General features: G+C 34.2%; 21 protein-coding genes and 1 pseudogene. 20 read left to right on the top strand and 2 right to left on the bottom strand.

The window, feature by feature from the left end; translation table 11 throughout:
• The first annotated feature begins 102 nt into the window (after window positions 1-102).
• The 3 genes and pseudogenes from BAR153v2_RS03700 to glnA all read left to right on the top strand — a co-directional run.
• Window positions 103-501: an NADH:ubiquinone oxidoreductase subunit NDUFA12 gene (locus BAR153v2_RS03700; protein ID WP_078680364.1), complete on the top strand. Its 399-nt coding sequence runs from the start codon at window positions 103-105 to the stop codon at window positions 499-501.
• A 52-nt stretch (window positions 502-553) separates the two neighbouring features.
• The gene (locus BAR153v2_RS03695) at window positions 554-973 is read left to right on the top strand and encodes a DUF2155 domain-containing protein (RefSeq protein ID WP_078680363.1); all 420 of its coding nucleotides are present in this window, start codon (window positions 554-556) and stop codon (window positions 971-973) included.
• 145 nt (window positions 974-1,118) lie between these two features.
• Window positions 1,119-1,465: pseudogene (gene glnA, locus BAR153v2_RS03690) on the top strand (glutamine synthetase); the annotation flags it as partial.
• Window positions 1,466-1,674: 209 nt separating this feature from the next.
• On the opposite strand, the gene BAR153v2_RS03685 reads toward glnA, so the two are convergent.
• On the bottom strand, window positions 1,675-2,436 hold the full coding sequence (locus BAR153v2_RS03685) for a thermonuclease family protein (RefSeq protein WP_078680362.1): 762 nt from the start codon (window positions 2,434-2,436) through the stop codon (window positions 1,675-1,677).
• Window positions 2,437-2,773: 337 nt separating this feature from the next.
• Between BAR153v2_RS03685 and BAR153v2_RS03680 the strand changes: the two genes are divergently transcribed.
• The 17 genes from BAR153v2_RS03680 (at window position 2,774) to BAR153v2_RS03600 (ending at window position 23,590) form a co-directional block, all read left to right on the top strand.
• Entirely contained in the window at window positions 2,774-3,091 is a 318-nt protein-coding gene (locus tag BAR153v2_RS03680) for a TrbC/VirB2 family protein (RefSeq protein WP_078680361.1), read from the top strand.
• A complete protein-coding gene (locus BAR153v2_RS03675) occupies window positions 3,092-3,400 on the top strand; it encodes a type IV secretion system protein VirB3 (RefSeq protein WP_078680347.1) in 309 nt (102 codons plus the stop codon).
• A gap of 17 nt (window positions 3,401-3,417) precedes the next feature.
• Entirely contained in the window at window positions 3,418-5,775 is a 2,358-nt protein-coding gene (locus BAR153v2_RS03670; RefSeq protein WP_078680348.1) for a VirB4 family type IV secretion/conjugal transfer ATPase, read from the top strand.
• Window positions 5,772-6,230 (top strand): type IV secretion system protein VirB5, encoded by a 459-nt coding sequence (locus BAR153v2_RS03665; RefSeq protein ID WP_198934317.1) that lies wholly within the window; start codon window positions 5,772-5,774, stop codon window positions 6,228-6,230. Before BAR153v2_RS03670 ends, BAR153v2_RS03665 begins: the two co-directional genes overlap by 4 nt.
• 228 nt (window positions 6,231-6,458) lie before the next feature.
• Window positions 6,459-7,454, top strand: a complete 996-nt coding sequence (locus BAR153v2_RS03660) for a type IV secretion system protein (RefSeq protein WP_078680943.1) — start codon at window positions 6,459-6,461, stop codon at window positions 7,452-7,454.
• 192 nt (window positions 7,455-7,646) lie between these two features.
• Window positions 7,647-7,958 carry a conjugal transfer protein TraJ gene (locus BAR153v2_RS03655; protein ID WP_078680350.1) on the top strand — a complete coding sequence of 104 codons (312 nt, stop codon included), beginning with the start codon at window positions 7,647-7,649 and terminating at the stop codon, window positions 7,956-7,958.
• Window positions 7,948-8,616 (top strand): virB8 family protein, encoded by a 669-nt coding sequence (locus BAR153v2_RS03650; protein WP_078680351.1) that lies wholly within the window; start codon window positions 7,948-7,950, stop codon window positions 8,614-8,616. Before BAR153v2_RS03655 ends, BAR153v2_RS03650 begins: the two co-directional genes overlap by 11 nt.
• Window positions 8,613-9,476: a P-type conjugative transfer protein VirB9 gene (gene virB9, locus BAR153v2_RS03645; protein ID WP_078680352.1), complete on the top strand. Its 864-nt coding sequence runs from the start codon at window positions 8,613-8,615 to the stop codon at window positions 9,474-9,476. Before BAR153v2_RS03650 ends, virB9 begins: the two co-directional genes overlap by 4 nt.
• Window positions 9,473-10,696, top strand: coding sequence for a type IV secretion system protein VirB10 (gene virB10, locus BAR153v2_RS03640; protein ID WP_078680353.1), 1,224 nt, complete (start codon window positions 9,473-9,475; stop codon window positions 10,694-10,696). Before virB9 ends, virB10 begins: the two co-directional genes overlap by 4 nt.
• Window positions 10,693-11,763 carry a P-type DNA transfer ATPase VirB11 gene (virB11, locus tag BAR153v2_RS03635; protein ID WP_078680360.1) on the top strand — a complete coding sequence of 357 codons (1,071 nt, stop codon included), beginning with the start codon at window positions 10,693-10,695 and terminating at the stop codon, window positions 11,761-11,763. The genes virB10 and virB11 overlap by 4 nt, the downstream gene beginning before the upstream one ends.
• A gap of 126 nt (window positions 11,764-11,889) precedes the next feature.
• Window positions 11,890-13,575 (top strand): BID domain-containing T4SS effector, encoded by a 1,686-nt coding sequence (locus BAR153v2_RS03630; protein ID WP_078680942.1) that lies wholly within the window; start codon window positions 11,890-11,892, stop codon window positions 13,573-13,575.
• A gap of 232 nt (window positions 13,576-13,807) precedes the next feature.
• Complete coding sequence (locus BAR153v2_RS03625; protein ID WP_078680359.1) at window positions 13,808-15,433, top strand: BID domain-containing T4SS effector; 1,626 nt, start codon at window positions 13,808-13,810, stop codon at window positions 15,431-15,433.
• A 164-nt stretch (window positions 15,434-15,597) separates the two neighbouring features.
• Window positions 15,598-17,190 (top strand): BID domain-containing T4SS effector, encoded by a 1,593-nt coding sequence (locus BAR153v2_RS03620; RefSeq protein WP_078680358.1) that lies wholly within the window; start codon window positions 15,598-15,600, stop codon window positions 17,188-17,190.
• A 145-nt stretch (window positions 17,191-17,335) separates the two neighbouring features.
• On the top strand, window positions 17,336-19,258 hold the full coding sequence (gene traG, locus BAR153v2_RS03615) for a Ti-type conjugative transfer system protein TraG (RefSeq protein WP_078680357.1): 1,923 nt from the start codon (window positions 17,336-17,338) through the stop codon (window positions 19,256-19,258).
• Window positions 19,259-19,521: 263 nt separating this feature from the next.
• Window positions 19,522-21,132, top strand: coding sequence for a BID domain-containing T4SS effector (locus BAR153v2_RS03610; protein WP_244548624.1), 1,611 nt, complete (start codon window positions 19,522-19,524; stop codon window positions 21,130-21,132).
• A gap of 157 nt (window positions 21,133-21,289) precedes the next feature.
• On the top strand, window positions 21,290-23,203 hold the full coding sequence (locus BAR153v2_RS03605) for a BID domain-containing T4SS effector (RefSeq protein WP_158078275.1): 1,914 nt from the start codon (window positions 21,290-21,292) through the stop codon (window positions 23,201-23,203).
• 180 nt (window positions 23,204-23,383) lie between these two features.
• Window positions 23,384-23,590, top strand: a complete 207-nt coding sequence (locus tag BAR153v2_RS03600; protein ID WP_078680355.1) for an antitoxin VbhA family protein — start codon at window positions 23,384-23,386, stop codon at window positions 23,588-23,590.
• Between the two features lie 637 nt (window positions 23,591-24,227).
• On the opposite strand, the gene BAR153v2_RS03595 is transcribed toward BAR153v2_RS03600, so the two are convergent.
• Window positions 24,228-25,901, bottom strand: a complete 1,674-nt coding sequence (locus BAR153v2_RS03595) for a BID domain-containing T4SS effector (RefSeq protein WP_078680354.1) — start codon at window positions 25,899-25,901, stop codon at window positions 24,228-24,230.
• Window positions 25,902-25,945 lie beyond the last annotated feature (44 nt).

Raw genomic sequence — 25,945 nt, 5'->3', positions numbered from 1 at the left:
TTAGAATCTCTGAAAATTTCTTGCTTTTGATACTTTCAAATACCATATAAATTTATTCTTGATAGAGTTATCTTATGGGTTTCCAAAGAAATAGGAGAAGAAATGTATAGTTTTTTCAAGCAAATTTTTACATGGTGGAATGGTAATACTATTAATACACGCTTTTTTACATGGCGCCATGGTAAACGTATAGGAGAAGACCAGTTTGGTAATATATATTATGAAGGCAGTCGCCATAAGGATGGTTATTTACGTCGCTGGGTGATTTATAAAGATTACTCTGAGGCTTCTAGTATTCCTCCAGGTTGGCATGGATGGATTCACCATCGTTATGATATACCACCTACGGAAGAAAATTATCAATCATATAGTTGGGAGAAATCGCACACTTTAAATATGACGGGCACAAGCGAAGCTTACCGACCAAAAGGATCTATTGCTTATAATCATGGATATTTTTATGCTCGTGAGGATTATGATGCATGGTTACCTGAGGAGTAATGGGTGTATTGTTTTCTTTGTTATGTTTGTTAGCTGTGATTAATTTGATATTATGAAGTTTTTACGATCAAAATCTAAGTATTTTTTTTATACTTATTTATTAGTAGGGATAGCAGTTTTATTTACAGTTAGCTGTGTACAAGCAGAACGTATTAGCAATGAAATTGTTATTTTTACAGGTCTTGATAAGATTACTGGTCAAGTCACTAGTTTTGAAGTCCATATAGGTCAGGTTTATCAATATGGTGCTTTGCAAGTAATACCCCGAGTGTGTTATACAAGTTCTAAAAATGAAGCGGCTCGTACTATTGGTTTTGTCGAAGTTAATGAAATGACATTGGAGAAAAAGACACGGCGTATTTTTACAGGATGGATGTTTGCAGATAGTCCTGGCCTAAATGCTGTTGAGCATCCTATCTATGATGTATGGTTAAAAGATTGCAAAAAAAGTTCTGATACTCTTATACATTAATGATTGTTATCACTTTGTTATGTCATTCAAAAAATATGTGGTTACTTTTGTGGTTAGCGATAAGTGATTTACTTGTAGTGATTTACTTGTATTGTGAAGTGTTAATTATCAAGCCAAAAAAGCATTTAAGCATAATAGTTATACGCAAGTAATAGAAATTCGTTTTCCGGATCCAGCGTCGAATCCATATTTTGCATTTTCAGCCCTTATTATGGCTGGTCTTGATGGTATAAAGAATAAGATTCATCCTGGCCCAGCTATGGATAAAGATCTTTATGATCTTCCCCCAAAGAGCTCAAAAACATTCCTACAGTTTCCAGAAGCCTACGTGAAGCACTTGAGTTTCTTGATAAAGACCGTGATTTTCTTAAATCTGGAGATGTTTTTGACGATGACCAAATTAATTCCTTTATTGAATTAAAACTGAAAGAAGTTCTGCGTTATGAAATTACCCCTCATCCTGTTGAATTTGACATGTATTATTCTGTTTAATGTACATAAAAGTTTTGTTTGATTTTCATGGGATGCCTGCCTCAGCTATAATTAGACGATTATTCTTATATCAAATAGATTTTTTTAGAATGTGTTTATTAGGAAGCAAATAATATAGATCATTTTGAGATTGGTGATGAGAAAATTATTATTACGAGCTTAGGCGATTTTTGGGAAATTATGGTTGGCTTATTTTTGTATTTTGAAGTTTAATAAGATGTTTCTATATTTTTTTTTGTTTCAGACATGAATTTATGGTGATTATCGAAAGGATTGTAGGTTCCGTACTTTTTTTGCCACTGTATAGGATCAATAAAATTGCTGGACCAAAGGCCGATTTTATTTTTATAGGCGTTTTGTTCAGCGCTTAGATATGTTGTTGGGATGGGGTATTTATTGTTTTTTGATATTATCAGCATACCTTCTGCAAGTCCTATTTCTGCTAAATCGATTCCTTGAACAAAACACTGAGCATAGAGGGTTTCTTTTTCTATAGCAGTTTGCTTACAAGATAAGTTATGTCCTAAAGTTTTGGTAACCAGCCACGCTGTTGTGACAGCTCCACATGGCCATTCTTGGTTATTTAATTTTGCTTTTTGACGGGGGGCACATGTATCTACACCATATAAGTGAATATTTCGGATGATAGGTTTATGTTCAGAGTTTTCAGGAGGGGTTATTAATTTGAATGTGACACCACTGGTAACAGATGCTATACCATTAAACATATTTTCATAATTGTTTGAAGCACTATTAATCCAATTGAGATCTAGTTTATTCTCTTCTAATTCTTTTTGAATATTCGCTTCATAGTGCTTATTTTGTTCGAGATACATATTCATTGTATGTTGGTTTTCTTGCATTTTTAATGGTTCGAGAACATCTAAATTTGTTTTGTTCTGATTTTGGCTTATTATCCATATTCCTATAGAACAGACAATATAGAGAACAATAATCGGTTTAAATCGCATTTGCTCAATCCTTATTGTTTTTATGCCCTATAAATTTTTTTATGCATCTCTGCTTTTCTCCTAATTTTCAAGAGAGAGTTTCAATAGTGTTTGTTGTAAATTAAACACATTTTGCTAATAAAAACATTATTTTTGTATTTTTAATATTGTCATTTTGATAAAATAAAAATATCTATGCTGGCTCTTCTGTTATTTCTATCTTTGGTTCTGAAAAGATTCTTTGATAGTTTGATAGAATATTACGACTGAATAAGCTTAAAGTTGTAAACTTGAGTATTATTTGTAGAAATAAAAGAATGTTAAAGTGTAATCAATCTTCTTTTTGAAGAGAGGGCAAATGATAAACAATATATCTAAGAATATTTACTATATCGCCTTTACACTACTTTTAACCATGTTCGTTGTATTAAGTCCTGCTTACGCTGATGCTACTGCTGGCGGTATGGGGAATCTTGATACGGTTTTGCGAAATATTGTTACTATGATGACAGGTACAACAGCGAAGCTCATTGCAACCATATGTGTTGCAGCTGTGGGTATTGGTTGGATGTATGGTGTTATTGATTTACGCAAAGCAGCATATTGTGTTCTTGGTATTGGTATTGTTTTTGGTGCTTCGGCTCTTGTTAATTTATTAATGGGGACTACATCATAAATGAACGAAGATACTCTTTTTCTTGCCTGTACACGACCAGCCATGTTTGCGGGTGTTACAGTAGAAGCGATGGCGTTAAATGTCATAGCAACGTCTACTCTTTTTATCATTACAAGTAGCTTTTCAATGATCGGTCTTGGTGTTGGTTTGCACTTTATCTTACGCGAAATCACGAAACGCGACCATAACCAATTTCGTGTTCTATTTGCTTGGCTCAATACTCGAGGCAAACAAAAGAACCTGACGAGATGGGGGGGAGGATCTACATCTCCCTTACGTCTTATCCGTACTTACAAGGAGCTACAATAAAGGAGATAAATGCAGTGATGAAACGGGAATCGAAACGGGAATCTCTGCCCGAAGAATATATTCCCTATGTCCGTCATGTCAATCAACACGTGATTGCATTGGCTTCACGTTGCTTAATGACAGTAATTACTATTGAAGGTGTAAATTTTGATACTGCAGATATCAGCCAATTAAATTCTTTACATACCCAATTAAACACGCTTTTGAAGAATATAGCAGATGAACGTGTCGCTTTATATTCTCACATTATCCGTCGACGTGAAAAGATTTATCCAGAGAGCCAATTTTCTTCATCTTTTGCAACAGTCTTAGATCAACAATATAAACAAAAAATGGTTTCGCAAGATCTTTATCAAAATGATCTATTTCTTTCGGTTCTCTGGAATCCTGCAGCAGATAAAACTGAACAGCTAGCTTCTTTTTTTCACCGTTTAACACAAGCAAAGAAGATGCAATCGGAACCAGACTTTGAATCTATTCGAAAAATCGAAGAGTTAAGTCAAGATCTTATACAAGGTCTGGAATGCTATGGTGCACGACTTTTATCCACTTACGAATACAATGATATTTTATTTTCTGAGCAAAGTGAATTTCTTCATCAATTGGTGGGAGGAAGGCGTGAACGCGTACCCCTTACCTTTGGGACTATTGCCTCAACGATTTATTCAGATCGTATTATCTTCGGCAAAGAAATTATCGAAATACGTCACGAAAGCAATGAACGCTTTGTTGGTATGTTTGGCTGGAAAGAATATCCTTCTAAAACACGTCCTGGCATGACAGATGGCTTGTTGACAGCGCCCTTTGAATTTATTTTAACGCAATCCTTTGTTTTTAAAAGTAAAGCAGTCGCAAATGCTATTATGAGCCGTAAACAAAATCAAATGATTAATGTAGCGGATCGTGCCAGTTCGCAAATTGGAGCTCTTGATGAGGCCCTTGATGATTTAGAGTCCAATCGTTTTGTTTTGGGAGAACATCATCTCTCTTTAGCCGTTTTTTCTGATCGTCCACAAGAATTGGCAGAACATCTCTCCAAAGCGCGTTCATATCTTACTAATGGTGGTGCAGTTATAGCCAGAGAAGATCTAGGATTAGAAGCAGCATGGTGGGCACAACTTCCTGGAAACTTTAGCTATCGAGCACGCTCTGGAGCTATTAGCAGCAGAAATTTTGCAGCATTATCCCCCTTCCATTCATTCCCCGTTGGCAAACTAAAAGATAATGTTTGGGGCTCTGCTGTCGCTTTATTACAAACGCAAGCTGGCTCTCCTTATTATTTTAATTTTCATTGTGGTGATGTCGGGAATACTTTTATTTGCGGTCCGTCAGGATCTGGCAAAACAGTCATTGTTAATTTTCTTCTTGCACAATCGCAAAAACACAACCCAACAATAGTCTTTTTTGATAAAGACCAAGGAGCAGAGATTTTTGTTCGCGCTGGAGGTGGCAAATATAAGCCTTTGAAAAATGGTAAACCTACCGGTATTGCACCATTAAAAGGTATCGAATATACAGAAAAAAACAAACTCTTTCTTCAGCACTGGATCTTAAAGTTGGTTACCACGGACGGCCAAACAGTGACAGAACAAGAGCGACAAGATGTCGCGAGAGCGATCAATGCCTTAGAAACTCTTCCTTTAGCACAACGCTCCCTCGGTGCACTCCAACTGTTTTTTGATAATACCTCTACAGAAGGTATTGCTATACGTTTAAAACGTTGGATCAAAGGCAATCCTTTAGGGTGGGTCTTTGATAATGATCACGATGATCTCAATTTAGATGCTCAATTCATAGGTTATGACATGACCGATTTCTTAGATAATGAAGAAATTCGTCGCCCTTTGATGATGTATCTGTTTAACCGTATTCTCGATCTTATCGATGGTCGGCGTATCATTATTGTTATTGATGAATTCTGGAAGGCCCTTGAAGATGATTCATTTAAAGCTTTTACTCAAGATCGTCTTAAAACAATTCGTAAACAAAATGGCATGATGCTCTTTGCAACACAAAGCCCCAGAGATGCTTTGAATTCAACAATCGCTCATACAATCATTGAACAATGCCCCACCCAAATATTTTTTCCAAATCAAAAAGCTAATTACAATGATTATGTTGAAAACTTTAAATTAACTGAACGTGAATTTGAACTAATCCAATCAGAATTAAGCAGAGAATCTCGCCGCTTTCTTATTAAACAAGGTCAAAATTCTGTTGTTGCAGAACTCAACTTACGTGGAATGGATAATGAAATTGCTGTCTTAAGTGGAACAACCAGAAATATCGAACTCGTGAATCAAATTATAAGTGAACACGGAACAAATCCCAATGTATGGCTACCTATATTTTATCGAAGGAGACACACTCAATGAACCCATTGTATCTGATTAAACTTTTATCATTATGCTCTACCTCTCTTTTATCATTATGTTCTATCTCTTATGCAGCATCGTCAACAGATCCTGAGGCATATTATCAAAATGTCATACAAGATTCATCAGGATCAGAAATCTCAGATTTAGAAACAGCTAAATCTGCTTATGCTTCGGCAATTGCAAATCAAGAAAAGATTAAAGAAATAAATGAGAAATTATCCTCACAGACGCTTAAGGCAGAAGAGAAAGAAGCTCTTCAAACGCAGTTGGCTATTCTTCAAGCTAATCTTCAAGCGGATATTCTAAGACTTCAAGCTTCTGTCATTATAAAATCCGAAAGTGCTCAATCAAAAGAACAAGAACGTGAAAAAGAACAACAGAAAAATCATGAAGCTGTTCAAAAAACACTTCAAGAGCAGTTGGATCAAGCTAAAACTAAGCTCAAGTTATAAATTGACTCCAATTAGTACAAAAGAAAAAAGGAAAGCTCTTCAAATGTAGTTTGCTAGTTTTCAAATGAAAACTCTAATACAGGCTGACTTTATTATTCAATGGGAATACTCAATCACAAGAAGAGCCTGAAGAGATGCAAGAAAGATGATAAACTCATATTTATCAAACATTAAAGGCAAAATTAGAACAAGATAAAACTAATGTCAGATTTTACCAAGATAAAAGTAATGTCAGATTTTTCATTTACTCCGTTTGAAAATGTTTCTTCGTATATTTTAACACCACTCAACAATGTAGTGGATACAACAGTCAGTAGCTTGTCTTCTGCTATTGCAGCGCCATTAAATCTTGCTGCAATCATTTTTATATTTTTATATGGCTATAATGTTATGACTGGCCACGTCGCCCTTTCAATGCATAGTCTCCTTAATAATGTCATTAAAATCGTTGTTGTGACAACAATGGCAACAAATGCAGATGTATTTAATATTTACATCAAAGATATATTTTTCGGTAATTTAGCCAATGCTATTGGGAATGCGTTCAATAGCAGTCCCGTCGACGCTAATGTTTTCGATTATCTCTTGTTAATTACGAATACGCGCTATCAAGAATTTCTAGGTAGAGTTGGTCTTTTTGAAAAGGTTTCGGTGGGATTGGTCGGGGGTTTAATGCTTTTGGCGGTTGTCTTTTTTTGTACAGTTGGTTTTATTATCCAAATGTTTGCAAAAATTACATTAATCATGGTGATAGGTCTTGGTCCTCTTTTCATTAGTTTATATTTATTCAATGTAACTCGCAGATACGCCGATTCATGGATTTCAACATTAGTTAATTTTACAGTTTTACAAGTTCTTGTGATGATGCTTGGAACAATGATGTGCAAAATTATGCTGTATGTTTTCGATGGCTCATATACTTCAATCTATCTCTTGCTTCCTCCTGTCCTTGTAGTCTCAATAGTAGGAGTTATTCTCTTCCAATCACTTCCTACCATTGCTTCTGCACTCTCTAGTGGAGGGCCATATTATCATGCTGGAGTATCAGCAGGATCAGAAATGATCTCAATGGCTTCTGGTGCCTTGAACGTTGTTAGAGGAGGCTTTTCACTCGGTAGCAGTGCGGCAAGAGGAGCAACTGCAGGAGCTTCTCAAGCTGCACAAGCTGCACAAGCCGCACAAGCTGCTCGAATGATGGGTGGAGGTGGTCGTGGCGCATTTTAATATCAAATGTTTCTCCAACACAGCTATAGTCAGTGCCTTCACACAAAAGGTATTAGCCATACGCATAGCCGCTGAAAAGCTCTCTTCGCTTTTTCAAAAAATCAGTTCTCATGTTTTGCTCCCTGTTTCGGTAAAATTATGCACTGAAAAACCCCAATATTTTATTTTTCAAAATATTTGCGAGTTCAGATAATGAAACTAAAAATAACTATCATTTTAATTCTTTTGATAGCCCTTACGGGTTGCGCTTCTTTTAAAAATGGCCCCAAAAAACTTCCACGCTGTAATGGACAAAATACCCGTATGCTCAATCAAGGGAAATGGAATAATAATAACACCTTCCTTCACAATATGGCGATCAAGCCAATCACAACTCCTGTTATCCTCAACACACAAGAAAATGAAGCACCAGAAGCTCATGTCGCACTCCCTACACTTCCTGGAAATACAATAAACCCTCAAACGCCCTCTTATAAGAATGCGGAGATCACACATGAAAAGTGATGAATTTAAAGAATATATAAGAGAAGCGCGGTCATTCGATATTGATCGTATGCGTAGTACGCGACTGCAAATGAAAATGGCCATAGCTTTGGCCGTGCTTTTGGGGTTGATGACAATAGCTTTGGCTTTAGCCGTGGTAACTTTAACACCCTTAAAAACCGTAGAGCCTTTCGTTATCCGCGTAGATAATTCTACAGGTATTGTCGATGTTGTTAGTGTTCTAAAAGATGAACCTCAAAATTATGATGAAGCAATAACACGTTACTTCGCGAGCAAATATATTCGTGCACGCGAAAGTTTCCAATTATCAGAAACAGAAAATAACTTTCGTATCACTTCTCTTTTATCTTCCGTAGAAGAACAAAATCGCTTTGCCAAATGGTATTCGGGAAATAATCCAAATAGTCCGCAAAATATCTATAAAAATATGTCCGTGACAGTTACAATAAAATCCATTTCTTTTTTAAGTAAAGATCTCATTCAAGTGCGTTACTATAAAACGATTAGAGACTCTAATGGAAAAGAAGATATTTTCCATTGGGTTTCGGTCTTAAATTTTTCCTACGTTAATACACGCATTTCAGTAGAAAATCGCTTAATTAACCCGCTTGGTTTCCAAGTGTCAGAGTATAGATCTGATCCAGAGGTAGTTCAATGATTAGAGTAGTAAAAATATTCTTTTTAACTCTCATCGTTGCAATAAGCTATGATGCATCTTTATCATGGGCAGAAATTTCTCCCGTGAGTGCACAAAAAGATAATCGGATCAGATTTATTAATTATGACCCGTATAATATCACAAAAATCATTGGATCTATTCGCTCTTCAGTGCAGATTGAATTCGCTAGCGATGAAAATATTGCTTATATTGGAATTGGCAATTCCGTTGCTTGGCAAGTCGCACCAGCCGGTCACTTTGTCTTTCTCAAACCTCGTGAAGTTCAGCCTAACACCAATCTACAAATTGTCACAACTCGCCAAGATGGGACAAAACGATCTTATCAATTTGAACTTCAAGTGCGTGAAGGCGATGTTTCTGTCGGTAATGACACATATTTCCTTGTAAAGTTTCGTTATCCAGAAGATGAAGCCTTGCGTGAACAATTAGCTCAAGAAGCTAAAGCACAAAAAAATGCAGAAGAATTTGTCGATGATATCCTCAATATGCATGAAGATTTTGGACCGCGCAATTGGGCTTATACTGCTCAAGGTTCCCCCCTCATTGAACCAAGCTCCGTCTATGATAACGGAAAAACAACAACATTTACCTTTTTAGGAAATAATGAAATCCCTGCCATTTATCTTGTCTTACTTGATGGACAAGAAACTATCGTTCCAAAAACAATTAAAGGAAACCAGGTCATTGTCCATGCCATAGCCATGCAATTCACTCTGCGACGTGGTAACGAAGTTCTGTGTATCTTTAATAAAGGTTTCATCCCAAGAGGGATTAATCCCGGAACTGGAACAACATCACCTTCTGTCCAACGTGAAATAAACGTAGAGAAACAGCCATGAATAATGATGAAGTGGATGAAATAGATCTTGATAAGTATGATATGATAAAGGATCGTGATACAATAGAGGATGGTCAAGAAAAAAAAGAGGGCTTTAATTTAGGAAAAGCCCTTGCTCTTCTTATTCTCTTTGGTGTCTGTATTTATTTAATATATACAATCCTTTCATCTTCAAAAGATACAAAAAAACAGCTCATAGAATTACCTAAAGAAGCAAGCAGTAAACAAACAGAACTGTTCCAATCGATAAAACCCACGATGGCTCCTCTAGAGTTAGCTGATAAAAATAACCCCTTATTGCCTAAGGTCGAATTACCAACACCAACAATCAATCAACCAAAATTTGATCATAAATTATTAGAAGCAGCACAACGTGCTCCCGTTTTAGCCTATATTAATCCAAATCAGCAACAAGTTACTCCAGAAAATAATAATAATGCCGTTTCTCTGGATCAAAATAACAATCGCTCAAATAAAACAGCACAATCCTTTAATCACCTCCTCGAAGCAACAAAGTTAGACGGTGTTCATGCATCAACACTCGGGAACCGAAATTACATCATTGCAATGGGAGCTTCTATTCCATGTATCTTAGAAACAGCAATCAGCAGTGAACAACAAGGTTTTGTTAGCTGTATCGTTTCCAGAGATATCTTGTCAGACAATGGTCGCATCGTCCTGCTCGATAAAGGAACACAAATCATCGGTGAATATCGTAGCGGTTTAAAAAAAGGCCAATCGCGTCTTTTCATATTATGGAATAGAGCTAAAACACCAGAGGGTATCATTATAACATTGTCCTCACCAGCAACAGATTCCTTAGGCCGATCAGGTGTTGATGGTGATATTGATAATCACTGGTTTGAACGACTTGGTTCTGCATTTCTTGTTTCAATCGTCAGAGATGCAACAAGTTACGCAAATAACCGGCTAAATTTACTAAAAACACCAACACAAGAAGAACAAACAACAGAGACCTTGTCTTCAGGAACACATAGCCTTTATGCAGGAATAGATATGGCAAAAATTATCGCGGAAAATTACGCCCATATCCCTCCAACCTTGACCAAAAATCAAGGTGAAATAGTTAATGTTTTTGTTGCCCGCGACCTAGATTTCTCAACTGTATATAAATTGAAAATTGTCGAAAATAACAAGCAGGTTATTCGTCGTGCTTTTTCGGGAGACTTTCATAAAAATTCTACGGTGACATTGAAATGAAACAAAACTGCCAAAATGTAAATGATGAAACTACTGCCATCGTTTTAACAAAGCTCAAACCAATTCATAACTTTCTCAAAGATGAAAATCTTTTCGAAATCGTTATTAACCGTCCTTATCAGGTCATGATTGAAGGAATTACAGGATGGAAAACAATAGAAGTACCAGAGCTCTCTTTTAATGAACTTATGGGGATGGCTAAAGTGATCGCTGCTTATTCTAAGCAAAGTATTTCCGATAAAAATCCAATACTATCAGCTACCTTGCCAAATAATGAGCGTATTCAAATCGTCATTCCTCCAGTTGTAGAAAAAGACACTGTTAGTATGACAATTCGTAAACCATCATCCCAAAGTTATTCACTCGAAGATCTAGCCGGTGAAGGTCTCTTTTCAATATGTGAACAGCTTTCTTTCACTCCATTGCATGACTACCAATTGCGTTTTAATGAACTCAAAAACATCGATCATGAATTAGCAATCGATTATCATAATAAAAATTTTGTTTCTTTTTTAAATCAAGCTGTGAAACTGCAAAAAAATATTCTTATTTCAGGGAAAACAGGATCTGGTAAAACAACGCTGTCAAAAGCATTGATCACTAAAATTCCTGATGATGAGCGTATTATAACTATTGAAGATACACCAGAATTAGTCGTACCGCATCCTAATCATGTCTCTATGATCTATGCAAAAGATAGGCATGGTTTAGCTTCTATCGGGCCAAAAGAATTACTAGAGTCTGCCTTACGAATGCGTCCTGATCGCATTCTTCTACAAGAATTGCGAGATGGTACTGCCTTTTATTATATTCGCAATGTTAATTCAGGACATCCAGGTTCAATTACTACAGTTCACGCATCAACAGCACTCGCTGCATTTGAGCAAATGACGCTATTGGTTAAAGAAAGTGAAGGAGGAGGAGATTTAGAGCGCGATGATATTCGTGGGTTATTAATTTCAATGATCGATATTATCATTCAATGCAAACGGATTGAAGGAAAATTTAAAGTTACAGAAATTTATTATGATCCTTTTAAACAACGAAATATCTTTGGAGGTAACTAAATAAAAAAGTGTAATAAAAAAAATTTCACTCTTCAAGAGCAATATCTATACTAAAACGTCTGAAATTTTACAAGAATACATGTGAAAGAGTTGTGTTTATTAAAAATAATATTTGTGTAAATGATCATGAAAAAAACAAATTTAAAATCTCTAAAAAAAGTTTTTAAGCCTTTAACAAAAAAAATAGAACCATTAAACTTATTGTCTTGCGATTATACTTATCCTGACAGTAATACATTAATAAATAAATATGGAACAAAAGATTCTCGGGTTCTTGAAGCAATGTGCGCAGCTGATGCAGAAAGAGTAGCTGTTCATTTGCGTCAAGAAGCATTGCCAGAGAAGTTTGATTCCACTTATTTAAAATATCTTCATAAACGCTTATTTGAAAGCATATTCGAATGGGCAGGCTGTACTCGCAATCTTACATTTAAATTTGAAAATGGTACAACCGCTAGCATCTCAAAAATGCAAATACCAAATTCAGATGCTTTCTTCAAAGATAGTAAAAAAGTAGGAAAAAGCTTACATAAATTTGATCAAATACTTTCTGACAAAAATAATTTGCAAAACTTATCGCGCAAAGAATTTGTCGAGGAATCAGTAAAGCTTTTTTCTTTTCTTAACTATATACATCCCTTCAGAGATGGCAATGGGCATGCACAACAAATGTTTTTTGAAAAACTCGCACAAGCTGCAGGTCATCAGCTTGATTTTTCAGTTGTGACAAAAAAACGCATGATACATGCCTGTAATAATACAATACCTGCAAAAGGTAATGTAAATTATGAAGCAATGCAACATTTGTTCGAAGATATCTCCAATCCAGAAAAAACGCGCCTTTTAAAGGACTATTTATGTTCTGCATCTGAGCATAGACGTAAGCTTTTGAATGATCAAATTATTATAGCACCACGTGAAGATATAGACTATACGGGTATTTATAAGAGTAGTAATGCGGATTCTATTATAATTGAAACAGTAGACTTACATATCGTATGCTGTAAAGATTATTTTGCACCAGAACAACTTAAGGCATTGAAATTTGGTGATAAGATTACCTTTAAAATTCCAATAAATAAAAATTTAAATCAAGTTCTTATCCCAGCAGAAAAACTCACTTCTTTGACGTTAGAAGAAATGCTTAAAAAGGTTAAGGACAGTGCTGTGCTTAAAGAAGATCAAAAAGAAATCAAGCGTTTATCAAAAATTGTTTATGGAAGTTCAAAAGTATTAGATCAAAGTATCGATATGATTAATCAAGAGCAAGAAATGAGTGAAAAAATTGCCCAACAAATTTTAGAACATCCTCGATCTATTTCTAAACTCGCTGGCTTTAGAATATGGTTTATAAAGAGCCCAAAGCGCATAAGGGCTGAAAGAAAGCTTTCATTACTTAGTCAAAAAATTAAAGATTACGGGTATGGTGTAGGACTTGTTAAAAATATGATCATTCGAAATCATGAAGTAGAAAAAAAACGCCTTGCACAAGAAGTAAGGTTGCCTAGTGAAGCAGTGCAAAATATCCTTAACATGTCTCAAAGTGAAAGACAAAAAACTTTAAGCGGAGAAGATTGTGTTAAAATCAAAAAAGAGCTCTTCGACTTTTTATTGAAAATCGATTCTCGTCTTACAAGGGATGAGGCTAAAGCGCTCAGAATAGGTGATTATCAAACAATCGCTCAAAGTATTAATATATCAGAACATAAAGCAAAAATACTTATAGAAACTGTTAGAGAAACAAAAAAAGTGCATCGACAACTTCAACAATGCAGAATGGATAAGTTAATACAGATGGCTGTGGCAGTCTAACATACAGGATTTTTTATGATGAATTTATAAATTATTTCCATGAAGAAAAAATTGTTTTTATAATAAAAAAAATAATATCAAAATAAAGGTATAACAAAGTAAAAACATATTTCTATTTTATCAACAGAACAGAAAAGAAGGGAGTATGCTAATGAAATTGTGTAGTTCGTACCCTATCAATAGCAAGCTCCTCACTTAATGAAATAATTAATTTTTTAGGATTTAAATAAAAATGGGAGTACTCATTACATCTCCAGTGCTGAATTATTTTTATCCTGGTACTAAGACGTTAAAGAATAAATTGGGTATAATGGGCTATAAACAACTTGAAAAAAGATGCAAGCGTAATGCGAAAAAAGTGATCAATAGTCTGCGTAACGAACCACTACCAGAAACATTTGATTCTTCCTATCTAAAATATCTTCATAAACGCCTGTTCGGGAGTGCATTCGAATGGGCTGGATATACCCGTGATCTTTCATTTGCATTTGATGATGGTACTATTGCTCAAATGTCAATGATGAAAATTCCGGGAACAGATATTTATTTTGCACATGGTGATAAAATTCAAGAAAACTTAAAGGAATTTGATGAAATACTTGCTTCGAAGAGTAATTTGCAAGGTTTATCGCGTGAAGATTTTATTGAGGAAACAGTAAAGCTTTTTTCTTTTCTCAACTATATACATCCTTTTAGAGCTGGTAATGAAGCTGTACAGCACATATTTTTTGAAAAACTTGCTGAAGCTGCGGGCCATAAGCTTGATTTTTCGGTTGTGACAGAAGAGCGTATAATGCGTGCCTGTAATGATGCAATGGCTCTAAAGGGCGAGGAAGCCCATCAAGCAATGAAGTCTTTGTTTGAAGATATCTCTAATCCAGAAGAAGTAATTATTTTAAGAGATTTCTTTAAACACATACCTAGAGTTGAGCGCCAACGTTTGAATGATGAATATGTTACAATGCCGCGGGAAGGTACAACTTATACAGGTATTTATCAACTAGGTAGTCCAAATTCTCTTCTGTTTAAAACGGTGGATTCGCATATTCTATGTCTGAAAGATTATTTTACGCCAGAACAACTCAAGGCATTAAAATCTGGTGGTAAGATTACATTTACAGTTCCAATGAAAAAAGACTTAGATCCAATTCTCATTCCAGGAGAAAAATTAGCTCCTTTGAAGGAAGAAGAAATAATCAAACGGACTAGAAGGGCTGATTGTATTAGAGACCACCAAAGAGAAATTGATCGTTACTCAAAGCTCATTTATGGAGACAGCACGATATTAGATAAACATATGATGCGTATTCATGAATATCCTGAAACGGGTATGCAGCTTGCCGAACAGATTAGAACATCTCCTCAATCTATTGCTAAGCTCGCGGGCTTTAAAATATGGTTTATAAAGAGTCCAAAACGTAGAATGGCTGAGAATAGTATTTTGGGACTCACTGAAAAAATTGAAAAACATGCGCAAATTGTGCGATCTGTTAGGGATAAAATTTTTATGGAGCATCAAAAAGAACAAAAACGTATTGAATGCGTAGTAAAAAAACCCAGCAAAAAAATACAAGATATTCTTAATTTGCCAAAAGATGAACAAAAAAAGGTCTTAGAATCCTCTCCTACACTTTATAAAGATTTCTGTAGTTTTCTAGATGAAGTAAATTCTCGTCTTACAGTAGATCAGCAAAATTACATCTTTGATAAAAAGGAGATAGAATTTTCTGACAGTGTTGGCATGTCAAGAAAGAAAGCAAGGATGGTTATGAACATAATTGATAAAAGTGTAAGATTACACAAGCAAATTACAGCAATTAAACCTGATTGTTCGCAAGTAATGGCTATGACTATTTGAAAATACGAATTTTTGTTTTTATCTTGTGTGGATAGGTGAAGATTGTGTGATAATAACTATCTGATCAAGGAAGAGGGCTCGTTTTTCTGAGTGGCTAAATAATGTCACAAGAATATAACAAATCAAAAATATGTTTTTTAGAAAAGTAATAAAAAAGAGAGATTATGTATTCTGGTTATTATTATGCTGATAGTAAAATATTAAAAAATAAATATAACATAATAGATGAAAAAAAATTAAACAAGCGATGTGCTCATGATGCAAAAAGAGTAATGGTTGATTTGTATCAGGAGCAACCGCCAAAAGAATTTGATTCTTCTTATCTAAAGTATCTTCATAAACGCTTATTTGAGAGATCTTTTGAATGGGCAGGATATATTCGGGGTCATCCGTTTAAATTTGCAGATGGTACAATTGCCAAAATGTTGGTAATACGAACACCAGATTTACAACATAAGTTTTTAGTTGGTCATAAAATCGAAAAAAGCTTACATCAATTTGATCAAATGCTTTCTGACAAAAATAATTTGCAAAACTTATCGCGCAAAGAATTTGTTGATGAAGCAGTAAAGCTTTTTTCCTTTCTCAACTATATACATCCATTCAAAGATGGCAATGGGCGTGCACAACGAATATTTTTTGTAAAACTCGCACAAGCTGCAGGTCATCAGCTTGATTTTTCGGTTGTGACAGAAAAACGCATGATACATGCCTGTAGTAATACAATGCCTAAGCATGCAAATTATGAAGCGATGCAGCATTTGTTCGAAGATATCTCTAATCCAGAAAAAGTAGATATTTTACGAAAGGCTATTTACTGCGACACTAAGAGTAAGAGAAAAGATTTGATAAATAAAATTGTTATGGTAGCACGTGAAGGTATTTCCTATAGCGGTCTTTATAAAGAAAGTAATTTTGATTCTATTATGATCGAAACAATGGGTTTTTGTATCCTATGCTGTAAAGATTATTTTCCACCAGAAAAACTCAAAGCACTAAAATCCGGTGATGAGCTTACCTTTACAATTCCAATGAATAGAAAAAACTTAGATCAAATTCTCATTCCAAATGAAAAATTAGCTCCTTTAAAGGAAGAAGAAATAATTAAAAATATTGAAAATGATTGCCGTGTTCAAGAAAGCATAAAAAAAATCGAAGAGTTATCAAGATTTGTTTACGGTAAGCCTCAAGTGCTGGAAAAAAGTATAAGTCTTATTAATGCAAATCCTAGAGTAGTCGAAGAGATTTCTCGACGTATTATGAATACTCCTCAATCGCTTGCTAAGGTAAAGGGTAAAAAAATTTTGGGCATAAAAACATCAAGATACAAAGCCTCTGAAAATAATAGTAAAATACTTGCTACTGAAATTTCTAATTACGCAGATATAGTATCAGAGATCAGATCTACGGCTCTTAGAATACATAAAGCAAAAGAAAAACGCCTTGCACACGTAATAAAGATGCCTAGTGAAAAATTACAAAATGTACTTAGTTTGTCCACAAGATTCCAACTAAATGCTTTAGATAGCTCTCCTGAAATTTATGTAGAAATGAATAGATTCATACGTTCAATTAGCTTGCGTTTATCACCAGACGAAAATCGCGAGATGAGAAATGCTAATTATAAAGCGCTTGCTGAAAGCATTGGAATATCAGAAAATAAAGCAAAAGTAATTGCAGAAACTGTTAAGAAAATCGACACAGTTTTGGACATAATACAACCTAAGAGGCCACAAATGCAATATATGAGCATCTAAAATAAGGCTTTATATTTCATTTAACATTTATGAATAAGAGTTATTTGTAATAATATTATGACTTTTAGCAGATATCGCTTACATTATATACATTCAGCTAATAAAGTGCAATTTTATGGCATGGTAAAAGCAAAAGTAGGTCGTAATGAAATATACTAAAACACAATTATTTCTTATTTTAATGCCAATAATTTTAGGTAGTTTAATAATATTCCTTGTTCCTTATGTGTTATTATTTCTAATAAACGGATTACAAGATTATGAGAAATATTGGTATATCCGTTCAGAACCATTATTAATGCAACTACTCGTTGTTGCTGTATCATTTATTTACACTATATCGCAAAAGCTATATCTACGCAGAGCAATTACAATTGTTACAGCATTTTTTTTTACTGGTGTCTCTCTTTACTATCTTAGCTGCGAAATTAAACGCTTAAGCCCTTATATCGGCCAACAAGGAATAACATGGAGCTATGCTTTGCAGTTTATTGATGTCATGGTTATCTTTGGCATAATTGGTGGTATTCTTCTTTTAATAGCTCAATTCTTAACAACTACTTCGCTTAAAAATACAAAAGGAGTGAAGCGTGCCAAAAAAGGAGTTTTTGGTGATGCATCATGGATGAATTTAAGCGAGGCAAAAAAAATTTTTCCTGCAAACGGTCAAATTGTTATTGGTGAAAGATACCGTGTTGACAAAGATAGTGTGCGTAATATTCCCTTTGCCCCTGGAGATAAGGCAACATGGGGAAAAGGTGGAACGTCACCCTTATTAACCTTTAATCTTGATTTTGGTTCAACTCATATGATTTTTTTTGCTGGTTCTGGCGGATATAAAACAACAAGTACAGTGATTCCAGTATGTTTAAAATATCCAGCTTCTATTATTTGTCTTGATCCTTCAACAGAAGTTGCGCCAATGGTTCAATTGGCGCGTAAAAATATGGGGAATAGAAATGTTATTGTTCTTGATCCAACTTCAATATCAAGCAAAACTTTCAATGTTCTTGATTGGCTTTTAGATGATAGCGTACCTCGCACACAACGTGAAGCGAATATCGTAGGTTTTTCAAAACTGCTACTTACTGATAAAAAAACAGAAAATTCTTCAGCAGAATACTTTTCAACACAAGCGCATAATCTTTTAACTGCTCTTCTTGCACATGTCATATTTTCTGATGAATACGATGACAGTGAGCGTAATCTAAAAACATTGCGAAAAATTCTTTCTCAATCAGAAACAGCTGTTATTAATCAATTGCGCAATATTCAAGATACATCACCTTCTCCTTTTATTCGTGAAATGGTTGGTATTTTCACAGAAATGGCAGATCAAACTTTTTCAGGTGTTTATACAACTGCTTCGAAAGATACTCAGTGGCTTTCTTTATCTAATTACGCAGATCTTGTTTGTGGTGATGATTTCCTGTCCTCAGATATAGCAGATGGGAATACAGATATTTTTCTTAATCTTCCTGCAAGTATTTTAAATAGTTATCCAGGGATTGGACGTGTGATTATTGGTGCTTTTTTAAATGCAATGGTTACAGCTGATGGGAACTATAAAAAGCGTGTTTTGTTTGTTTTGGATGAGGTTGATTTGCTTGGCTATATGAACGTTTTAGAAGAAGCGCGTGACCGTGGACGTAAATATGGTATATCTTTAATGTTATTTTATCAATCCTTTGGTCAGTTAGTAAATCACTTTGGAAAATCAGGAGCGCAATCATGGTTTGAGAGTTGTTCGTTTGTGAGTTATGCTGCTATTAAAGATTTACAAACAGCTAAAGATATTTCAGAACGTTGTGGTCAAATGACTATCGAAGTGACTGGAGAAAGTAAATCTAAAGGACAATTTTTAAAAGGCTCTAAAAATATAAATTATCAACAAAGAGCGCTGATTTTACCTCATGAAATTATTCAAGAAATGCGACAAGATGAACAAATCATTCTTATGCAAGGGCAACCGCCTTTACGATGTGGACGAGCAATTTACTTCAGAAGAAAAGAGATGTTAGCTGCTACTGAAAAGAATCGCTTTGCTCCAAAAGGAAAGAAAGACTGATTAGAGATTGTAATGGGCACATATAATAAATATTTTTAAAAAATTCGCTGAAATTGCAGATCAATAACTGAATTTTTAGTTATTATAGCAGAGCGCATAGTGACCCTGCAATATGGTTGTCTATAATGGATATAGAATACATGTGAAAGAGTTGTGTTTATTAAAAATAATATTTGTGTAAATGATCATGAAAAAAACAAATTTAAAATCTCTAAAAAAAGTTTTTAAGCCTTTAACAAAAAAAAATAGAACCATTAAACTTATTGTCTTGCGATTATACTTATCCTGACAGTAATACATTAATAAATAAATATGGAACAAAAGATTCTCGGGTTCTTGAAGCAATGTGCGCAGCTGATGCAGAAAGAGTAGCTGTTCATTTGCGTCAAGAAGCATTGCCAGAGAAGTTTGATTCCACTTATTTAAAATATCTTCATAAACGCTTATTTGAAAGCATATTCGAATGGGCAGGCTGTACTCGCAATCTTACATTTAAATTTGAAAATGGTACAACCGCTAGCATCTCAAAAATGCAAATACCAAATTCAGATGCTTTCTTCAAAGATAGTAAAAAAGTAGGAAAAAGCTTACATAAATTTGATCAAATACTTTCTGACAAAAATAATTTGCAAAACTTATCGCGCAAAGAATTTGTCGAGGAATCAGTAAAGCTTTTTTCTTTTCTTAACTATATACATCCCTTCAGAGATGGCAATGGGCATGCACAACAAATGTTTTTTGAAAAACTCGCACAAGCTGCAGGTCATCAGCTTGATTTTTCAGTTGTGACAAAAAAACGCATGATACATGCCTGTAATAATACAATACCTGCAAAAGGTAATGTAAATTATGAAGCAATGCAACATTTGTTCGAAGATATCTCCAATCCAGAAAAAACGCGCCTTTTAAAGGACTATTTATGTTCTGCATCTGAGCATAGACGTAAGCTTTTGAATGATCAAATTATTATAGCACCACGTGAAGATATAGACTATACGGGTATTTATAAGAGTAGTAATGCGGATTCTATTATAATTGAAACAGTAGACTTACATATCGTATGCTGTAAAGATTATTTTGCACCAGAACAACTTAAGGCATTGAAATTTGGTGATAAGATTACCTTTAAAATTCCAATAAATAAAAATTTAAATCAAGTTCTTATCCCAGCAGAAAAACTCACTTCTTTGACGTTAGAAGAAATGCTTAAAAAGGTTAAGGACAGTGCTGTGCTTAAAGAAGATCAAAAAGAAATCAAGCGTTTATCAAAAATTGTTTATGGAAGTTCAAAAGTATTAGATCAAAGTATCGATATGATTAATCAAGAGCAAGAAATGAGTGAAAAAATTGCCCAACAAATTTTAGAACATCCTCGATCTATTTCTAAACTCGCTGGCTTTAGAATATGGTTTATAAAGAGCCCAAAGCGCATAAGGGCTGAAAGAAAGCTTTCATTACTTAGTCAAAAAATTAAAGATTACGGGTATGGTGTAGGACTTGTTAAAAATATGATCATTCGAAATCATGAAGTAGAAAAAAAACGCCTTGCACAAGAAGTAAGGTTGCCTAGTGAAGCAGTGCAAAATATCCTTAACATGTCTCAAAGTGAAAGACAAAAAACTTTAAGCGGAGAAGATTGTGTTAAAATCAAAAAAGAGCTCTTCGACTTTTTATTGAAAATCGATTCTCGTCTTACAAGGGATGAGGCTAAAGCGCTCAGAATAGGTGATTATCAAACAATCGCTCAAAGTATTAATATATCAGAACATAAAGCAAAAATACTTATAGAAACTGTTAGAGAAACAAAAAAAGTGTATCGACAACTTCAACAATGCAGAGTGGATAAGTTAAAACAGATGGCTGTGGCAGTCTAACATACAGGATTTTTTATGATGAATTTATAAATTATTTCCATGAAGAAAAAATTGTTCTTATAATAAAAAAAAATAATGTCAAAATAAAAGTATAACAAAGTAAAAACATATTTCTATTTTATAAACAGAACAGAGTAGAAAAGAAGGGAGTATGCTAATGAAATCGTATAGTTCGACATCCCTATCAGTGGAAGAGCTCCAAAAGCGTCGTCAAATCGTTGAGGCAGCGGTTCATACTCATACTATTGAAAACATCGCTTTGCATTCGGATACAATTACAATTTTAGAACAATATGCAAAGGGAAATTATTCATTGAATGAATTTAATGCTATCATGGATAATTTTGAGAAAACTATTCTAGGTGATGTAAAAAAAGTGCGAGTGGAAGACGCTGAGCTACCATTTCACTCTGACCGCCCGTCATCCTACAATTATGTTTATCCTTTCACCTTTGTATTAAAAAATAAATATGGGGTAGCAGACATGGAAATTCTGTCCACAGTAGGCGGACATTCCACGGTAAAAGCACTGGTTAATTTATACCATGAACCATTACCGGAAAAGTTTGATTCCACTTATTTAAAATATCTTCATAGACGCTTGTTCGAGAATACATTTGAATGGGCTGGACACAGCCGTGACCTTCCATTTGTATTTGATGATGGTACTATTGCCATTATGCCAACAATGAGAAAGATAAGCAAGGAAAGCGATTTTAGAAACAAAAAAGGTGATGGTTTTGTAGAAAGTGCCAAAATTGTTGGCTGCTTCGATTATATGGATAAAACACTTGCAGAACAGAATAATTTGCAAGGTTTATCGCGTAAAGATTTTGTTAATAAAGCAGCGCATATGTTTGCTTTTCTTAATTATGTCCATCCCTTTAGAGATGGGAATGGTCGCACGCAACGAATATTTTTTGAAAAATTAGCAGAAGCTGCAGGCCATAAGCTCGATTTTTCGGTTGTAACAAGAAAACGCATGGTAGTTTGCAGTAAGCTCTCCATGGGGTGTGCTGATACTTCGGACGATATAAGTGTTATGAGACATATGTTTGAAGATATTTCAAATCCAAAAACAGTAAGTATTATGAAGGAGTTCATAAGCTCCATGAATAATATCGAGTATCAAGAGGCTCAAAAAAAGATTATTGTAATGCCAAATAAAGGGGATAGCTATGTAGGCGTTTATGAAAATGATAGCCCGGAATCTATTCTAGTCAAAGTGGATCGTGATTATATTTTAGAACCAATTTATATGATATTTAAAAAAGATTATCTGTCACCAACGCAAATTAAGGCATTAAAATCTGGTGATACACTAAATTTTGTATTTCCAACAAACGAAGATATAAAAAGCGTTCTTATTCCAGAAGAAATATTAGCTCCTTTAACATCAGATCAAATTAGTCAAAGGGTTATGGTGCATCCTACTATCTTATCAAAAGAAAGAGACGTTAATATTTATGCAAGACGTGTTTATAAACAGGTAAAAGAATTCAACGAAAAAATGGCTCTCATTAATAAAAATGAAAATTTTGATAAAGTGCTTATAAAGCAAATAACTGATTCTCCTGAATCTATTTCTAAATTAGCAGGTAAAAAAATATTAGGCTTTAAAAATTCAAAATACAAAACAGCTCAACGAAATATTGAAGCACTGACTCAACAGATTAGTGGCTATGGCGCTACTGTAAGAGATGTGAGGCATGAAATTGTTCAAGAGCATCTAGTCCAACAAAAACGTTTGATGACAGTAGTGAAAATGCCCAGCAAAGAATTACAAGATATTTTCAATTTGTCGGAGGATATGCAGAAAGAAGCTTTAAATTTCTCTCCTTCATTGCAAAAAGAACTCGATACTTTTATACGAGAAGTTCGTTCCCGTCTTACACCAAGCGAGCATAAATGGCTATGTGATGCTAAGTATACATTACTAGCCGAAAGCATTGGTATATCAGAAAGTAAAGCGAAGACAATTCAAAAGCTTTTTGTGCAAGGCAAGCAACTACAGAGCTTGTTAAAAAGTGTCAAGCTTAATGATGTAGGAGCAATAAATATGGCTAGTTAAAAATGGAGGGTTTATAATTCATTTAATATTTATAGGTGACGCAATTGTTGTAACAATATTCTATTCATAAAAAAGCAGAAATGTTTTACATAAGTTATTTAGGTTTCTAAATAATAATAGAGACGTGACAAGCAGACATGCATCTATTTTATAGAAATAAGTAAAGGAAAGGAAGATTTTATGGAAAAAAAATCAACTGATTATTCTGCATCTTTGATACCAGAAGAATTACAAAAACGCCGTGAAGCGGTTGATGCGGCTATCAGCACACATACAATTGAAGGAATCACTCTTCATTCTAAGACGCTTGAAATTTTAGAAGGATATGCTAAGGGAGAGTATTCATTAGAAGAGTTTAATACTCTTATGGACAATGCAACGCTCTAAAGAGTTAATCATAGAGACAATAGATGTTGAGATAAACAACTAAGAGTGCTTTGTTATCTTTAGCTTACAGTTATATTTATTTTGACAGCAATATATTAAGAAATAAACATGGCGTAAAAAATCTCAGTATTTTAATGAGAAGGGCGCATGTGATCGGAATCCGCAGCTGTTTATTTTTATCAAGAAATGCTGTCAGAAAAGTTTGATTTTTCCTATTTACAATATCTTCATAATTGCTTACTTGGGGACATATTCGGATAGACTGAGTGTATTGCAATTTTACATTTAAATTTGAAAATGGCATAATCAAATAATAACATCTCAAAGATGCAAATACAAAACTCAGGTGCTTTCATTAAGATCTATATTATTTTATGAGTAAATCAATTTACTCTTCTCACCAAGAGAACGTAGTACACTCAATGATTATATAAAAATTCGCTAAACGCTGCTTAATCATTATAAATGTTTTATCATCATTTTTTGATTGATTTATTTTGAACTTTGAAAATCTAAAGTATATTTTTGAAGTTTTATCAAAAATTTCTGCAATTGTCTTCGTTGTACTTTCTGATATGCTAATACTTTCAGAGAGTATTTTATATGCGATATCACATGAAGGAAGAATTTTTATATTTTAGTTTGCTACAATAAACTGTTTTTCAACACTAAAGGCTAGTTTTTGTATTTGTTGGGATACCTCTTTAGCTTCTTGAGCAACTTTGATGATTGTTGCTGCTTTATTTTCTGATATGCCAACACTTTTAGCTAATTGTTGATGATCACTTTCATGAATGTTTTTACGCTCGCTTGGTGAAAGACGAGTATTGAGTGCATGCATAAATTCATCCAGTTCTCTGGCAATAGAAGAAGATAACTTTTCCTCTGATAACAATTCCTTTCGCTTTTCTTCTGATAAGTTAAGAATATTTTGCAATGTTGGGCTGGGTAGTTTTACCGTTGTTTGAAGGCGTTTTTGTTCTGATTTGTACTGTTGGATTATTGTTGCCTTAACATTTTTTATAATAGATGCATAAGTGTCAATCGAGTTAGCGAGTTTGATAGCATGATCTTCAGCTTTTTTACGCGCTGGGCTTTTCATACCCAATATTTCAAAGCCTGCAAGATTAGCAACAGAGTTGGGAGAAGATATAATTTGTGAGGAAAGCTGTTTGCTTAGCCTTTGATTATTATTAATTACCTTTATCTGTTGATTTAATGTTTTAGCGCTAGCATATACAAGTTTTGATAAATGTTTGATTTCTTTTTTTTTGTTTTGAATGTCAGTATTGTTTTGAATTTTTTTTAATATTTGTTTTGATGTCAAAGGAGCTAATATTTCTTTTGGAATTAAAACATTTTCTTTATTTTGAGTGGTTGGAATTTTCAGGGTACATTCATTATTAAGATTTAATGTTTTTAATTGTTCTGGTGTGAGATGATCTTTGCTACAGATCGTATAAGTATTTTCTGTTTTGATTATAATACTATTTGGGCTTGCACCTTTATAAATTCCTGTATAGGTTACACCTTTATCCGCTGCTACAATAATACAATCATTAATATCTTCTTGATCAATATTTTGTATATTGCTTATGAATTCCTTTAAAATAGCTGTTTTGTGAGGGTCGGAGATATCATCAAAAAGCTTTTTCATCGGTTCTAGATTGCCATCTTGTGCTGCTGCAATACTGACCTCAGACATACGCTCTTTTGTTACAACTGAAAAGTCAAGATTATAATTTGCAGCTTGAGCAAGTTTTTCGCAAAATAGCCGTTGTGTACGTCCATTGCCTTCTCTAAAAGGATGCGTGTAGTTGAGAGAAGAAAATATTTCGGCTATATGATGAATAAACTCTTGGCGTGGTAAGTTTTGTAAATTATCCTTTTCGATGAGCATTCTATCTATATTTTTCAAACCATCTTGCACTTTATTACCGGTTGCAAAAACAATAGGTTTGTCTGTTTTCCAATTTGATCTCATCATTTCTGGCATAACAGCAAGTGTACCATCTTTAAATGGAAAAGGGATATCACGAGTACAACCAGCCCATTCAAACGAGCTTTCAAATAAGCGTTTATGAAGATATTTTAAATAGGAAGAGTCAAACTTCTTTGGCAGTGCTTCTTGACGCAAATTAATGGCTGCTTTTGCTGAATCATGTGCACATTTATCCATAAATTCTTGATGATTTATGATTCCATATTTATTCTTTAATGTAAGACTATTGGGATAGTTATAATTATTAGGTGAAGGCAAACTAGATGCTGATTCTGTCATTATTGCTTCGTTTGAGAGTGTTTGTTTCATAATGATTTTCTCATAATGTAGTTTTTTATATATAGTGTTCAATC

Origin of the sequence: Bartonella sp. AR 15-3 (assembly GCF_002022445.1) — a bacterium.
Taxonomy (GTDB): domain Bacteria; phylum Pseudomonadota; class Alphaproteobacteria; order Rhizobiales; family Rhizobiaceae; genus Bartonella.
The sequence above is the reverse complement of the archived record's forward strand: the minus strand, read 5'-3'. Positions and strand labels throughout refer to the sequence as shown.

Coding starts and splice junctions, on each gene's coding strand:
- BAR153v2_RS03700 (WP_078680364.1), top strand. CDS start 103: ATGTATAGTTTTTTCAAGCAAATTTTTACATGGTGGAATGGTAATACT.
- BAR153v2_RS03695 (WP_078680363.1), top strand. CDS start 554: ATGAAGTTTTTACGATCAAAATCTAAGTATTTTTTTTATACTTATTTA.
- BAR153v2_RS03685 (WP_078680362.1), bottom strand. CDS start 2,436: ATGCGATTTAAACCGATTATTGTTCTCTATATTGTCTGTTCTATAGGA.
- BAR153v2_RS03680 (WP_078680361.1), top strand. CDS start 2,774: ATGATAAACAATATATCTAAGAATATTTACTATATCGCCTTTACACTA.
- BAR153v2_RS03675 (WP_078680347.1), top strand. CDS start 3,092: ATGAACGAAGATACTCTTTTTCTTGCCTGTACACGACCAGCCATGTTT.
- BAR153v2_RS03670 (WP_078680348.1), top strand. CDS start 3,418: ATGAAACGGGAATCGAAACGGGAATCTCTGCCCGAAGAATATATTCCC.
- BAR153v2_RS03665 (WP_198934317.1), top strand. CDS start 5,772: ATGAACCCATTGTATCTGATTAAACTTTTATCATTATGCTCTACCTCT.
- BAR153v2_RS03660 (WP_078680943.1), top strand. CDS start 6,459: ATGTCAGATTTTTCATTTACTCCGTTTGAAAATGTTTCTTCGTATATT.
- BAR153v2_RS03655 (WP_078680350.1), top strand. CDS start 7,647: ATGAAACTAAAAATAACTATCATTTTAATTCTTTTGATAGCCCTTACG.
- BAR153v2_RS03650 (WP_078680351.1), top strand. CDS start 7,948: ATGAAAAGTGATGAATTTAAAGAATATATAAGAGAAGCGCGGTCATTC.
- virB9 (WP_078680352.1), top strand. CDS start 8,613: ATGATTAGAGTAGTAAAAATATTCTTTTTAACTCTCATCGTTGCAATA.
- virB10 (WP_078680353.1), top strand. CDS start 9,473: ATGAATAATGATGAAGTGGATGAAATAGATCTTGATAAGTATGATATG.
- virB11 (WP_078680360.1), top strand. CDS start 10,693: ATGAAACAAAACTGCCAAAATGTAAATGATGAAACTACTGCCATCGTT.
- BAR153v2_RS03630 (WP_078680942.1), top strand. CDS start 11,890: ATGAAAAAAACAAATTTAAAATCTCTAAAAAAAGTTTTTAAGCCTTTA.
- BAR153v2_RS03625 (WP_078680359.1), top strand. CDS start 13,808: ATGGGAGTACTCATTACATCTCCAGTGCTGAATTATTTTTATCCTGGT.
- BAR153v2_RS03620 (WP_078680358.1), top strand. CDS start 15,598: ATGTATTCTGGTTATTATTATGCTGATAGTAAAATATTAAAAAATAAA.
- traG (WP_078680357.1), top strand. CDS start 17,336: ATGAAATATACTAAAACACAATTATTTCTTATTTTAATGCCAATAATT.
- BAR153v2_RS03605 (WP_158078275.1), top strand. CDS start 21,290: ATGAAATCGTATAGTTCGACATCCCTATCAGTGGAAGAGCTCCAAAAG.
- BAR153v2_RS03600 (WP_078680355.1), top strand. CDS start 23,384: ATGGAAAAAAAATCAACTGATTATTCTGCATCTTTGATACCAGAAGAA.
- BAR153v2_RS03595 (WP_078680354.1), bottom strand. CDS start 25,901: ATGAAACAAACACTCTCAAACGAAGCAATAATGACAGAATCAGCATCT.